Here is a 13,045-nt window from a genome sequence, read left to right on the forward strand (position 1 = left end):
ACTGGCTGTGAAAGTGAGACCGATGGACTACGGTCCCGGCGACACCCGCTTCTTCGACAGACTCGCCCGCCTGTACGACCTCGGGATGCCCCGCGCCCGCAAGCGCCACCTCGACGTGGGTCTCTCGCTGGCCGAGCGGCCGGTCGGGCGTGTGCTGGACGTCGGCGGCGGCACCGGCCGGGCGGCGGTCGAACTCGACGCGGCCGAACGAATCGTCGTGGACGCGGCACGCGGGATGCTGACCAGAGCGCGCGACCGGGGTCTCGACACGGTGCAGGGCGACGCACGCCGACTCCCGGTCGCCGACCAGTCGGCCGACGCGGTGACGATCGTCGACGCGTTCCACCACCTGCCGGACCAGCGCCGCGTCGTCCGTGAGGCGTGGCGCGTCCTCGCGCCCGGCGGTGTGCTCGTCGTCCGGGACTTCGATCCCGACACACTGCTCGGGCGCGGACTCGTGCTCGCCGAGGACGTCGTCGGCTTCGATTCGACCTTTACCGGTCCGGACGACCTCGCGGCGTTCCTCGGAGACGCCGGCTTCCGGACGGCGGTGCCGGACCGAGGGTTCGGCTACACCGTCGCGGGCGTGAAACCGGGAAGCAAATAAACCCAGTCGCCGACCGTGCCGATATGAGTAGCGAGGTCGGCTTCCTCGAAGAACGGATCGACCGCGCGAGCCTCCCGCTCGCGGCCGGCGACCTGTTGGTCATCGCGGTCGTGTTGAGTCTCGGAGCGTCGTTCCACGACGCGACCATCTTCTCGCGTCCCGGCGAACTGGCGATGGTACTCGCACCCTTCCTCGTCGGCTGGGTGATCGCGGCACCGTTGATCGGTGCGTACTCCATCGGCGCTCAGGAGTCGCGGTCGTCGGTCGCGCTGGTGATCCGGTCGTGGATTCCGGCCGACATCATCGGACTGGCGATCCGCGCGACCCCGTTCGTGGACGGCGGTATCGAACCGATCTTCGTCCTCATCACGCTCGTCACGGTCGGCACAGGACTGGTCGTCTTCCGACTCGTGGCGGCACGACTCTACTGACGCGGTCCTGCGTTTCGAGAGCCCGTCACCGCCGGGCCAGCACCACACCGATCACCGCCGCGAGCGCGCCGAAGCCGGCGAGCGTGGCGAACAGCACGGTCGGCGAGGCGTAGGTCAGGATCGTCCCCGCGACGGTCGTCCCGAGCGCACCGACGCCGAAGACACCGAGGTAGGTGTAGCCGTACGACAGCCCGCGCGTCCCGGCCGGGGTGTACTCCGCGACGGTCGCCTGATAGAACGGCTGGACGACGAACAGCGCGACACCGAGGAGTGCACCGAGGACGAGTAGCGGTGCGAGTCCGAGCGAGGCGACCGGCAGGAAAACCACCGCGAGGACCGCCAGCGCGCCGAAGCCGCCCGCGATACCCCACTCGACCGGGATGCGGTCGGTCAACTTGCCGCCGAGATACTGCCCGACGACACCGATGATGAGCAGGCCGGAGTAGAAGTAGCGGTTCGGTTCGATCGCTCGGCCCGACTCGGCGGTCAGACCGAGCAGGTCTGCGAGTGACGCCGGCAGGAGCGACGAGACCGGGATGGGCTCGAAGCCGGGGTACGACTCCAGCAGGCCGGGCAGGAACGTCAGGACCCCCCGGTAGTAGAGACCGGAACACATCACCACGACGAAGACGGCGGTGAACCCGCCCGCAAAGAGGAGACGCGACTCGGTGAGGAACTCGCCGAGTGAGTCGACGCCTGCGGAGGCTTTCGAGTCACTGTCGTCGGTCGTCGCCGAATCGTCTGTCGTCGTCGCATCTTCGTGTGCCGACTCCGCTCCTGTCTCCTCCCCGCCGTCGGTCGCCACCGCCGCAGTTTCGTCGAAATCGACTCGAACCGCGAAGACGGCCGCCGCGATGGCTGGCACCGCGAGCAGACCGGCGACGACGCGCCAGTCGAAGAACAGCAGGAGGATCGCAGACAGCAGTGGCCCGAGTCCGATCCCGACGTTGCCCGCGATGCCGTGATAGGCGAAGCCGGTGCCGCGCTGTTCGACACCTTTCGAGATCATCGCTAAGCCCGCAGGGTGGTAGACGCTGGCCGACGCCCCCCAGACGAGCAGTGCGAGTGTGATGGTCGGGACGCCGGGCGCGAGGAAGAGGAGCAGGAAGGAACCGGCCATCCCGAGTAGACAGGCCGTGATCAGTCGCCGGGAGCCGATCCGATCCACGAGGACACCGCCCGGTAGTGCACCGACGCCGAACAGGCCGTAGCCGGCCGTGAGGACCACGCCGAGGGTCGCGGCGTTGACCGGGAACTGTGCGACCCCGAAGTCGATCACGGAGAACTCGACGAGCCAGACGGTGAGGAAGATGGGGATGGAGAGTTCGTAGGTGTGGACCATCCCGTGTGCGAGCATCGCCAGTCCGGTGATGGCGCGGTCGTTCCGGTTCACGCTCCGTGGTCTGTCCAGCGTCGGTTTCAACGCTCCGATCCGGGCAAGCCGTGGGTATCGGTGTGCTCCGACTCTGTCGAACCGCGCGGGACGCTCAGGGCGTCGCGACCAGTTTGCCGAGGAAGCTGTCGTCCCGATGAAGCTGACGTCCCGACGAAACTGTCGTCTCGCACCGCACGCACGGCCGGGGCTACGAGGGTGAGAGCGAGAAGAGGCGGTCTCGGTCGGGAGCGACGACGGTCGCGTGTGTCGCGGCGACCGCGGTCGTCGGGGGGTGCTACTCGAACTGCCGAAGCGTCTGGAGGTCGTGTTCGGTCCGCATGAACTCGGCGAGTCGCCGAGTCGCGTGACAGCCGGAGCAACTGAAGTTCTCGCGGTGTCCGGGGAGATCGGTCGGACCGGTCTCCCACTCTTTGCCACACTCGGGGCACAACAGGCGGACGTACGCTTCGACCATACGCTACCGTGTTACAGGGTGACGTGAAAAACTTTGTGCGCGACGTGGCGGTCGGCAAGTGGACGAACTGTGCGCCGGTGGGCGATCAGTTCTCGAGCCACGTCGAAGGGAGGGCGATAGAGCGATGGGTGGCGATCAAGCGAACAGGCCCGCGTCGTCGGCCTCGAGCAGTTCCTTGTACCGGTTGCGGATGGTGACCTCGGAGATGTTCGCCACGTCCGAGACCTGGCTCTGCGTGACCTTCTCGTTGGTCAGCAGGGAGGCCGCGTAGACGGCGGCGGCCGCGAGACCGACCGGCGACTTGCCCGAGTGCAGTCCCTGCTCTTTCGCGTTCTTCAGCAGTTCGCGGGCTCTCCGCTCTGCCTCGTCGGAGAGACCGAGGTCGGAGGCGAACCGCGGCACGTACTGCTCGGGGTCCGCGGGCTGGATCTCGAGCTTCAGTTCGCGGACAACGTACCGGTACGTCCGGGTGAGTTCCATCTTGTCGACGCGGGAGACGCGCTCGATCTCGTCGAGCGAGCGCGGCGTCCCGGCCTGTCGTGCGGCCGCGTACAGCGACGCCGTGGCGACGCCCTCGATGGACCGACCCGGCAGGAGGTCCTCGGCGAGCGCGCGGCGGTAGATGACACTCGCGGTCTCCCGGACCGTCTCCGGGAGGCCGAGCGCCGAGGCCATGCGGTCGATCTCGCCGAGCGCCTGCTTCAGGTTGCGCTCCTTCGAGTCGCGGGTGCGGAACCGCTCGTTCCACGTGCGCAGGCGCTGCATCTGCCGGCGCTGTTTCGACGAGAGGCTCCGGCCGTAGGCGTCCTTGTCCTGCCAGCCGATGTTGGTCGACAGGCCCTTGTCGTGCATCATCTTCGTCGTCGGGGCACCGACGCGGGACTTGGAGTCGCGCTCCGAACTGTCGAAGGCGCGCCACTCCGGGCCACGGTCCACTTCGGCCTCCTCGACGACGAGACCGCAGTCTGCACAGACCGTCTCGCCGTGCTCTTCGTCGGCGACGAGTTGTCCACCGCACTCCGGACAGATCGTCGCTTCCGTGCGTTCCTCCTCGGTCGTCTCGGGTCGGTCCCGCTCGTTCTCGCGGGTCTGACTGTAGGTTCTGATCGTTGTATCGCTCATGTTGGGGTGGGGCGGACGACCCGCTGGTTGGGGGAGAGAGAGAAGTGAGAGAAACTCCGTTGGGGGCGGGTACGTCCTTACCAGTAGTGAAGGGCGGCAAGTATTTAAACTTGTCGCGGGTGTGTACCGGCCGTAACCGACAGACGTGAGCGGTTCTCCCCGGTATCTTTCGGTTCGTACAATATCGCACGACGTGATCGCCGTAACAGTTTTAATCGTTACGGTCGGACCGGTCGTATCCTCACCCGGCGGTCGGCCCGACTCAGACGAAGCCTGCTGGCTCGGTCGGTCGCCGTCCGAGTCTGGTCTCGACGCGCTGGGTCTCGCCGTCTCTGCGGATCTCCAGCGTGACCGTCTGGCCGGGGTTCGCCTCCAGCGCGAGATACCGGAGCAGGTCGCGTTCCGCCCCGACCGGGCGGTCGTCGATCCCGACGATCACGTCCCCGCCGACCGGGACGCGCTGGTTCCGGAGTGTGACGCGCTCCTCGGCCGTGACGAGTCGGTCCCCGACGAGGAGACTCGACACGACCGAGACGACGAGGTAGCCGGTCGCGGCTCGGAGGTCGTTCGCGACGGCGACCGTGGGCGTGACGGTCCGCCCGCGCACCCCGAGAAACGGGTGGTCGTAGCGCCGACCGTCGGCGAGTACGGGGACGACGCGCCGGGCGAGCGGTGCCGACGGAGCGAACGTGACGGTCTCGCCGCCGCCGGCGCTGACGACTCCGATCACGTCCCCGTCGTAGGTGACCAACGGCCCACCGGAGTTACCGGGGTTGACCGCGGCGTCGGTCTGCACCGAGTCCAGCACGAGGCCACCGGTCTCGCCGGTGAAGGTCCGGTGGAGTCCGCTGACGATGCCGGCGCTCGCGGACTGCGGAAGTCCGAAGGGGTGGCCGACTGCGACGACGCGTGTCCCGATCGGTGGGAGTTCGCCCGCGAAGGCGACGGGCGTGACGTAGTCGGGCGTGTCGGCCCGGAGGACCGCGAGGTCGCTGTGGCGGTCGGAAGCGAGGAGTGTCGCGTCGCGCCACTCGCCGCGTGGGAACCGGACTTCGAACACCGAGCGGTCGGTGACGACGTGGTGGTTCGTCACCAGTCCGGCGTCGGTCAGGAAGCCGGTGGCTTGTCCGCTGTCACTCGTCCCGTATGCCGTCACGAGCGCAGTCGTGTCGGCGACCGCCTCGTAGGCGTCGACGCTGGTCGGGTCCGGTTCCGGTGTCGGCGAGGGACTCGGTCTGGGTCGTGGCGTCGGCGTCGGTGTGTCGGTCGGGGTGTGCGTCGGGGAGGGCGGCGGCCCGGTGGTCGGTGCCGGCCCGTCCCGGTCGGTACAGCCAGCGAGGAGACCGGCGAGGACCGCGAGGAGGTGGCGGCGTCGGGGCACGCCGGGTGGTTCGACGGGTGGCCGGGAAACGTTTCCGGCGAACCGGGTCGGTAAATGAGTACCGCCCGGTCAGCGAAGTTTCTCGTAGGACTGTTCGAGGTCGAACACCGGTTCGGGGTAGTCGATGCCGAGTTCGACACCGTACTCCGCCTGCGTCGAATCCGACGTCTTCCACGGTTCGTGGGCGAGTCGCGGCGGCAGGGGGTCGAGTTCCGGGAGCCAGTGTGTCACGTACTCGGCGTCGCCGTCGTACTGCTTCGCCTGTTTGACGAGGTTGAAGTACCGGTCGCGGTTGTCGTTGCCCACGCCGGCGATGTACGCCCAGTTGCCGTAGTTCGAGCAGGGGTCGTAGTCGACCAGTTGGGTCTCGTAGTACGCCGCACCCTTCCGCCAGTCGATTCGACAGTTGTTGACGAGGAACGACGCCGCGTTCTGACGCGCGCGGTTGGAGACGTAGCCGGTCTCGTTCAGTTCCCGCATCGCGGCGTCGACGAACGGGATACCGGTCTCGCCGGCTTTCCAGCGCTCGAACAGTGTCTCGTCGTCGCGCCACGCGATGTCAGTGCGATTTCTGATGCCGCCCCGTCGCCAGAAGTCGGTGCCGTGTTTGGCGAACTGGAACTGGAAGAAGTCACGCCAGACGAGTTCGAAGAGGAGCCAGTACGTCGAGTCGTTGCTGACACGCTGTTCCTCGTACCGGCGCACCTCGCGTTCGACGAATCGAGGCGAGAGACAGCCCTCGTTGAGCCAGGCAGAGAGCTTCGAGGAGAACCCCTGGCCGAGCAGGCCGTTTCTCGTCTCCTTGTACTCGCGCAGGCGGTCTTCGTCCCACAGGTACGTGTCGAGGCGGTCGAGCGCGGCCGACTCCCCGCCAGTGAACCGGAGCGCGCCCCGTTCGGTCGGTTCGCCCTCCGAGTCCGCACCGTGGGGCGCGTCGACGCCGAGGCTGTCGACGGTCGGAATCGCGCCGGCACCGATCTCGTCGCCGTCGGTCGTGGTCGCCACGGGCGGCATCGACTCGGCCTCGGGTGCGCGGAAGGGCGGCCGGACCGTCGAGCGGTTCTCGACGGACTTCCGGAAGGAGGTGTAGGTGTCGGGAATCTCCTCGTAGCCGTTCGGCAGGTCGTCGAGGTGGTAGAGCGTGTGCCCCCAGCGTCGTTCCACGTCGGTCCCGAGTTTGCCGAGGAGGTCCGTGACACCCTCCTCGACGGCCATCTCCTCGCCGGTCGGGTAGGTGTGGAAGTAGACGGCGTCGGCGTCGGTCGCTTTGGCGAGTGCGGGGACGATCGTCTCGGGCTTGCCCTCCCGGACGATCAGGTCGCTGTCCAGATCGCGGAGCGACTCGCGGAGGTCAGCGAGCGACTCCCGGCGGAACCGGGCGCGGTAGGGACCGGTCTTCTCGTAGTCGAAGGAGTCGCGGCCGCCGAACGGTCTGCGGCCGTAGTGGCGTGGATCGACACAGTACACCGGCAGGAGGTGGTCGGCCCCCAGTGCGTCCGACAGCGCCTCGTTGTCGTGGAGTCGGAGGTCGCGTCGGAACCAGACGAGTGCGGTCTCGGCCGTCATGAAGAACGACAGTTCGTATGGGTTACAGCGTCTTGAAACCGCAGGCCACGAGGCCGGGACGATTCTGTGGGGTGGCCGGGACTCCACTCCGCTGGCACGTTCCTGCGGCGAAACCGGGACTTCACTCCGCCGGCGCTTTCCGGTAGATTCGTCGCTCGCTGTCGACCGACTCGAACGTCTCTTTGAAGTCGCGGTGGACCGTCTCCGTCCGGCCGATGACGAGATACCCACCGGGCCGGAGCGCCTCGTCCAGCGTCTCGAAGATCGGTCGTTTGTACTGCGCGTCGATGTAGATGAACAGGTTCCGACAGACCACCATGTCGAACTCCCCGGGCGGCCTGTCCTGAATCAGGTCGTGTTGGCTGAACTCGACGAGAGACTGCACCCGGTCCGTCACCCGGAACTCGTCACCTTCGCGGGTCACGTACTCCCCGGCAGTCGAGAGGGGATCGAGTTCCGCCGCGATGTCGGTCGTTCGGGTCGTGTGGTAGACGCCGTCCCGGGCACTTGCGAGGGCGTTCGGGTCGATGTCGCTGGCGAGGATCGAGAGCCGACTCGCCGCCACGTCCGCGTCGTCCAACGCCAGCATCGACAGCGTGTAGGGCTCTCGCCCGTCCGCACAGGGGACACTCCAGAGAGTCGCCCGCTGTCGCTCCTCGGTGAGCGCCCGAAGGATCGGGACGACCGCCGACCACGTCTCCGGGTTGCGGAAGAACCCGGTGACGTTGACGTTGAGCGAGTCCAGCAGGAGCGCCGGTTCGTCGGGGTCCGCCCGGAGTCGCTCGCGGTACTCGGCGTAGTCGTCGCAGTCCGTCCGGCGCATCCGCGCCGAGATTCGTCGGTCGAGGTACGCGTCGTTGTAGTAACTCGTCGCGAACCCGATCTCACGCTCGACGTAGTCGAGCAGGCGCTGGAAACTCATCGGGGTCTTCGTCCCAGCGAAGGACGGCAGGCGATTAGAGTGTTGCCGTCTCGGGAGTCGATCGAACGAGTTGCGAGTTCGAAACGAACTCGCTTCTCGGGGACGGGTCGGCACCCACTCGTCGGGTATCCACTGGCGCGTCCGAGATCGAACGGCCGGGGGTTTTTACCACCCGTCCGACTGACTTCCAGTACGATGGTGTTCTGTGCGACGGAGGTCGACTCGCTCCGCACGGAGGGCGTCGCAGGGCCCCGGCGATTGCTCCGGTGGGTGAGACGCTGAGATGGACATCGACCTCCAGTCGCTCGAACGGTACAACAGACTCGCTCGGGTGGGGGCGGAGCGGGCGGCCACGTCGCTGTCGGAACTCCTCGGTGTCGAGACCGTCGTCGACGTCACTCGCGTCAGTCTCGTCTCACCCGAGAGTGCGCGCCGGTCGCTGATCGAAACTGTCGGGAGCACGTCACGATCTCGGACGTCGGGCCCGCACCGAACAGACGACTCGGGAACAGACGGCACGAATGGGACGGACGGCGTGAGCGGAGGAGACGGCGTAAGTGGGGAAGACGGCGCGAGTCGGAGCGTCGCTGATGATCGGAGAGACGGAGGTAGGAGCGAGACGAGTGGTGATACCGGAGAGCCGACGTGTGTCGGTATCACGCTCGAGGGCGGCATCTCCGGTCGGGCACTCCTCGGACTGGACGAGTCGAGTCGGGACAGACTCGTCTACGAGTTTCTCCCCTCTGTCGTCGGGTCGAGCGATCCGGCACACGCGGCCGGCGGTGTCGTCGAGGTGGGCAACATCGTCCTGCGGGGCTTCGTCGATGGCTGGGCGGACCACCTGGGGACGAGCGTCGACACGACGCCCCCCAGGCAAGTGGACCCGAGAAGTCTCGACGGCGAATCGGCGTCGAGCGGCATCGAGGAGTTCGTCTTCCTCTTCGAGAGTGAACTCCGAGCAGTCGACGCCGACGTGCGCTTCGACGTCTGTATGCTCCCGGACTACGCGACGCTGACCACACTCGTCGGGGGCGCGACCGGCTTGACCGGTCCGACCGTCTCGCTCCGCCGACTCCGCCAGTTCCGGGCGGTCGTCGAACGCGGGACCGACCGCGCGAGCGACGACATCGCGGCCATGACCGGCTTCGAGACCGACGTGGACGTAGACCGCTTCAGTTTCCTCCCGATCACGGAGACCCCGAACCACGTCGCTCCCGGTCGGCGAGTCGGCACCGTCTTCCACTTCGACGGGCCACCGTCGGGCTACGCGGTACTGTTGTTGTCCGAGCAGTCGGCAGCGCGAGTCGCGGACGAACTGCTCTCCGGAAGCGCGTCTGTCGCCGGCGACTCTCCCGCCGGTCGGTCGTCAGAGAGCAGGAGACGAGGACCTGATAGCACAGACGAGACTGGCCTGACTGCACTAGAGCGAAGTGCTGTCGGGGAGTTCGGAACCGTCGTGACGAGCGGGTTCGTGGACGGGTGGGCCGACGTGTTCGAAAGCGAGATCGACCTCTCGCCGCCACAGGTCGTCGAAGATGACGGGCGGTCGATCCTGAGTCCGATCGCGGGCCGACTCGCTCGAAGGCAGTCGTACGCCTTCGTACTCGACATCGGGGTCGAACCCGACCGGGTACGCTGGGGAGGAGACGTCCGTGAGCCCGCGGACGAAATCGACTTCAGGCTCTCGATCTTCCCCGAGGAGACGAAACTCAGTCACGACTCACGAGAGCAGTCACGGCGTGTTCGGAACGCGGACGTGAACCAGCGACGCGGGCGTCGAAACTCGGGGAGCAGTCGCTGGCGTGGGTACACGCCTCGGCGAGACGAACCTCGACGTCCTCAGGAGCATCGGTCCGGTGTCGAGACCGGCCACGGTGTCGCTGGCGATGACTCCGACGTGGACGGCGGATCAGCCGACAGGAACGACGAACCGGACGACAGGAACGACGAACCAGCCGACGGGAGCACCGAACCGGACGATAGGCACGACGAACCGGACGACGCGGGCAGCGTGCCCGACGGGACATCGAGGAGTCGGGGACAGATCGGAGATACGGACGGCGACCGCCAGCAAGTCGGACTCGGCGAGTGTGCGGTGACGACAGACGGAGAGATACTGGCGACGAGCGGAATCGGCTCCAGTCTCGCACTCTGTCTGTACGACTCGGCTGGCACCGCGGGCTTCGCTCACGTGATGTTGCCGCGATCACGTGATCGTGACGACGCCACCGACGCGACGTTCGTCGATACCGGGATCGAGGCGCTCGTTCGACGGCTGGAGAAGACGGGTCTGGCTCGCGAGGATCTCGACGCGAAACTCGTCGGCGGGAGTCGAATGTTGGAGTTCTCGGCGGACGCGGGCGACATCGGTGCGCGAAACGTTCGCGTAGCCCGGCAGGAGTTCGGTGAACACGGTATTCCGGTCGTCTCGACACACGTCGGCGGTGACTACGGCCGGTCTGTCGTCTTCGACGGGGAGACTGGTGAGGTACTCGTTCGGACGGCCGACGGAACCGACAGTCGTCTGTGAACTGATCGGCGGGACGCAGAGTGTGCACACCGCCGAAGCGTCAAATAGCCGAACCAAACGCCGAAGTAAACAAAACATCGATTATATTACAATTCAAAACATCGATTATACTACGATTAAGTGGGCCGTGAGTCGGGAGGGACGACTCCCGGAGGTGCTCCGGCCGGCGCGGTTCGTTTCTTTCAGCGGGGTAGTCGCGTATCGGCACAACGATCATTACTCCCGGCCACGAGTACGTGATCATGAACCCACGTGACGATATCTCGTTTCTGGTCGGATCGGACAGCAGAGTCCGTGTTCTCCGACTCTTACACGAACAGTCGCTTCGACCGACCGAGATCGTCGATCGCTGTACGTGTACGCGAGAGACAGTGCAACGAACGCTCTCGGGGTTCGGCGATCTCGGGTGGGTCGAGAAGACGGACAAACACTACCACACGACGCTCGCGGGCGACATGGTGCTGGAGTCGTACGAAGACCTCTCGTCGGTCGTCACCGAGGTTCACGAGTTGCGGCCGTTCCTCGAACACGCCAGCGAGGAGTTCCACGACCTCCCCCCGGGTGTGCTCTCCTCGACGACCATCACCACCGCGACGCGGGAGAACCCACACGCGCCGATCAATCGCTATCTCGAACTGATGCGTGACGGCCACGTGGGCCGGTTCCGTGGCGTGACGCCGATCGTCAGCGGTGTGTTCAACCAGGCCTCCGAGTCGGCTATCGGGCCGGAGACCGACATGGAGTTGGTGATCGACGACTCGGTGCTGGAACGGTCACAGGAGGACTACCAGGACGCACTGCAGGTGGCGTACGACCTCGATCAGTTCACGCTGTACCTCTCCTCTGAGCCGATCGAGTTCGGACTGGCGATCATCGACGACGTCTCCTGGCTCGGTGCGTACGACGACAACGGAAATCTGGTCGCGTGCGTCGATAGCGACCATCCGGCGTTGTTCGACTGGGCGATGTCCGTGTACGAACGTCGACGTGAGATGTCGATCGAACTCGACGCACCCGCAGACGAGGCGAGCGTCGCTGTCGCGTCCGACGGTGGAGATGCCACCGCAGAAGGCGAAGCCGAGTCGTCCCTCGAGTCGGAGTAACCGCTCGAGTTGGAGTGACCGCTCGAGTCGGAGTGACTGGCCGACTCGATAGGGTGTTCCGATCTCTCGACTCGATAGGGTGTTCCGGTCTCTCGACAGGGGTGTTCCGCCCGTTCACCCCGATTGTGTGTCTTCGGTCAGCACCTCTTTCACGACGGTCGGTTCTTCGAGCAGTTGGTGTTTCGTGTAGCTTCCTTCCGCGCTTCCGCCGCTGTGTTTCGACTGCTCGATGATGTCGAGGAACGCGTGTTCTTTCAGTAGATCGCGAACCCGGCGGAGCGAGAGGCTGTCGGAGCCCTCCTGTCGGCAGATCTCCTCGTAGATCTCGTAGACGCGACTCGTCCGGAAGCCGTCTTTTCTGCTGTTCGACAGCGAGAGGACCGCGAGCGCCTGCAGGACGTACCGCGAGTGTGGCGTCGAGCCACGGATGAGTTCCCGAAAACGGTCGGTCTCGGCGCGTTCGCGGGCCTGGGTGACGAACTCCTCGCGGACCGTCGTCTCGCCGTTCGACTGCGCGATCTCACCCGCGTACCGGAGAATGTCGATTGCCTTCCGGGCGTCACCGTGTTCGCGGGCGGCGAGCGCGGCGGCTCGCGGGACGGTGGACGGGTCGAGAACACCGTCGCGGAACGCGTCGGACCGCGCTTCCATGATGTCGCTGAGTTGGTCCGCGTCGTACGGCGGGAAGACGAACTCGCGTTCACAGAGACTGGATTTGACGCGCTCGTCCATCCGATCTTTGTACTGGATCTTGTTGCTGATGCCGATGACGCCGAGTTTGCAGTCGGTGATCTTCCCCGCCTCCCCGGCACGGGAGAGTTGCATCAGGATGTCGTCGTTCTCCAGTTTGTCGATCTCGTCCAAGATGATGAGTACCACGTCGTACAGCGCGTCGAGCACGCGCCAGAGTCGTTTGTAGTAGGTGGACGTGGACAGTCCCTTGTCGGGGACGCGGATGCCGGTGACCTCGGGGTCGTTCACGTCGGCGGCGATGGTCTGGACGGCCTGCGTCTCGGTGGTGTCCTGCGCGCAGTCGACGTACGCGAACATCGCCCGGACACCCTCCTCGTCGGCGGTGTCGACCAGTCGTTGGGAGACGTACTTCGCGCAGAGCGACTTTCCGGTGCCGGTCTTCCCGTAGATGAGAACGTTGCTCGGACTCTGGCCGAATATCGCCGGGTTGACTGCGGTCGCGAGGTTGCCGATCTCGTCGTCGCGGCCGACGATCCGACCCTCTCCGGGGAGGTGGCTGATCTCCAAGAGTTCCTTGTTGGCGAAGATGGGGTCGTTCCGCGTGAAGAGTTGTTCGCCGGAGTCGGGCATAGACGTAACACCACGTTTCCGGTGAAATGCGTGTCGCTTCGTCGTCACTGGCGTCGGGGGGAGATCACGGTCGTTCTGTCGTGACGTGTCAGGGATCGTCTTCGAAGACACACACACCGGGTTTCCGGTGAAAGAGGTGGAATGGGGGGTCGGGAGTAGAAACGTCGGTGTGGTTCGGTGGTGGTCGGGATTTGTCGGGGATCCTCGAGT

Annotated in this window: 11 protein-coding genes; 4 read left to right on the forward strand and 7 right to left on the reverse strand. The window is 66.0% G+C overall.

Features of this window, described 5'->3' with window-relative positions; all coding sequences use genetic code 11:
• Positions 1 to 22: 22 nt before the first annotated feature.
• Entirely contained in the window at positions 23 to 607 is a 585-nt protein-coding gene (locus LI337_RS01625; RefSeq protein ID WP_227227970.1) for a class I SAM-dependent methyltransferase, read from the forward strand.
• A 23-nt stretch (positions 608 to 630) separates the two neighbouring features.
• Positions 631 to 1,038 carry a DUF3054 domain-containing protein gene (locus LI337_RS01630; RefSeq protein ID WP_227227971.1) on the forward strand — a complete coding sequence of 136 codons (408 nt, stop codon included), beginning with the start codon at positions 631 to 633 and terminating at the stop codon, positions 1,036 to 1,038.
• A 25-nt stretch (positions 1,039 to 1,063) separates the two neighbouring features.
• On the opposite strand, the gene LI337_RS01635 is transcribed toward LI337_RS01630, so the two are convergent.
• The 6 genes from LI337_RS01635 to LI337_RS01660 all read right to left on the reverse strand — a co-directional run bounded on the left by LI337_RS01635 (position 1,064) and on the right by LI337_RS01660 (position 7,879).
• The gene (locus tag LI337_RS01635; RefSeq protein ID WP_227227972.1) at positions 1,064 to 2,431 is read right to left on the reverse strand and encodes an MFS transporter; all 1,368 of its coding nucleotides are present in this window, start codon (positions 2,429 to 2,431) and stop codon (positions 1,064 to 1,066) included.
• A gap of 277 nt (positions 2,432 to 2,708) precedes the next feature.
• Positions 2,709 to 2,888, reverse strand: coding sequence for a DUF7836 family putative zinc-binding protein (locus LI337_RS01640; protein WP_227227973.1), 180 nt, complete (start codon positions 2,886 to 2,888; stop codon positions 2,709 to 2,711).
• 135 nt (positions 2,889 to 3,023) lie between these two features.
• Positions 3,024 to 4,010: a transcription initiation factor IIB gene (locus LI337_RS01645; RefSeq protein WP_227227974.1), complete on the reverse strand. Its 987-nt coding sequence runs from the start codon at positions 4,008 to 4,010 to the stop codon at positions 3,024 to 3,026.
• A 262-nt stretch (positions 4,011 to 4,272) separates the two neighbouring features.
• On the reverse strand, positions 4,273 to 5,391 hold the full coding sequence (locus LI337_RS01650; protein WP_227227975.1) for a S1C family serine protease: 1,119 nt from the start codon (positions 5,389 to 5,391) through the stop codon (positions 4,273 to 4,275).
• A 69-nt stretch (positions 5,392 to 5,460) separates the two neighbouring features.
• Positions 5,461 to 6,957, reverse strand: coding sequence for a DASH family cryptochrome (locus LI337_RS01655; protein ID WP_227227976.1), 1,497 nt, complete (start codon positions 6,955 to 6,957; stop codon positions 5,461 to 5,463).
• 121 nt (positions 6,958 to 7,078) lie between these two features.
• On the reverse strand, positions 7,079 to 7,879 hold the full coding sequence (locus tag LI337_RS01660) for a CheR family methyltransferase (protein ID WP_227227977.1): 801 nt from the start codon (positions 7,877 to 7,879) through the stop codon (positions 7,079 to 7,081).
• 283 nt (positions 7,880 to 8,162) lie between these two features.
• Here LI337_RS01660 and LI337_RS01665 point away from each other — a divergent pair, with 283 nt between their 5' ends.
• A complete protein-coding gene (locus LI337_RS01665; RefSeq protein ID WP_227227978.1) occupies positions 8,163 to 10,409 on the forward strand; it encodes a chemotaxis protein CheC in 2,247 nt (748 codons plus the stop codon).
• A 242-nt stretch (positions 10,410 to 10,651) separates the two neighbouring features.
• Complete coding sequence (locus LI337_RS01670) at positions 10,652 to 11,512, forward strand: helix-turn-helix transcriptional regulator (protein ID WP_465269959.1); 861 nt, start codon at positions 10,652 to 10,654, stop codon at positions 11,510 to 11,512.
• A 114-nt stretch (positions 11,513 to 11,626) separates the two neighbouring features.
• Here LI337_RS01670 and LI337_RS01675 read toward each other — a convergent pair whose 3' ends face one another.
• Complete coding sequence (locus LI337_RS01675) at positions 11,627 to 12,835, reverse strand: Cdc6/Cdc18 family protein (RefSeq protein WP_227227980.1); 1,209 nt, start codon at positions 12,833 to 12,835, stop codon at positions 11,627 to 11,629.
• Positions 12,836 to 13,045: the final 210 nt, after the last annotated feature.

It is taken from the genome of Salinirubrum litoreum (assembly GCF_020567425.1).
Classification (GTDB): Archaea; Halobacteriota; Halobacteria; order Halobacteriales; family Haloferacaceae; genus Salinirubrum; species Salinirubrum litoreum.

What these genes read in the sequence shown, in the direction of transcription:
- LI337_RS01660 (WP_227227977.1), bottom strand. Translation starts at nt 7,879, where the DNA reads ATGAGTTTCCAGCGCCTGCTCGACTACGTCGAGCGTGAGATCGGGTTC.
- LI337_RS01665 (WP_227227978.1), top strand. Translation starts at nt 8,163, where the DNA reads ATGGACATCGACCTCCAGTCGCTCGAACGGTACAACAGACTCGCTCGG.
- LI337_RS01645 (WP_227227974.1), bottom strand. Translation starts at nt 4,010, where the DNA reads ATGAGCGATACAACGATCAGAACCTACAGTCAGACCCGCGAGAACGAG.
- LI337_RS01640 (WP_227227973.1), bottom strand. Translation starts at nt 2,888, where the DNA reads ATGGTCGAAGCGTACGTCCGCCTGTTGTGCCCCGAGTGTGGCAAAGAG.
- LI337_RS01630 (WP_227227971.1), top strand. Translation starts at nt 631, where the DNA reads ATGAGTAGCGAGGTCGGCTTCCTCGAAGAACGGATCGACCGCGCGAGC.
- LI337_RS01625 (WP_227227970.1), top strand. Translation starts at nt 23, where the DNA reads ATGGACTACGGTCCCGGCGACACCCGCTTCTTCGACAGACTCGCCCGC.
- LI337_RS01675 (WP_227227980.1), bottom strand. Translation starts at nt 12,835, where the DNA reads ATGCCCGACTCCGGCGAACAACTCTTCACGCGGAACGACCCCATCTTC.
- LI337_RS01655 (WP_227227976.1), bottom strand. Translation starts at nt 6,957, where the DNA reads ATGACGGCCGAGACCGCACTCGTCTGGTTCCGACGCGACCTCCGACTC.
- LI337_RS01670 (WP_465269959.1), top strand. Translation starts at nt 10,652, where the DNA reads ATGAACCCACGTGACGATATCTCGTTTCTGGTCGGATCGGACAGCAGA.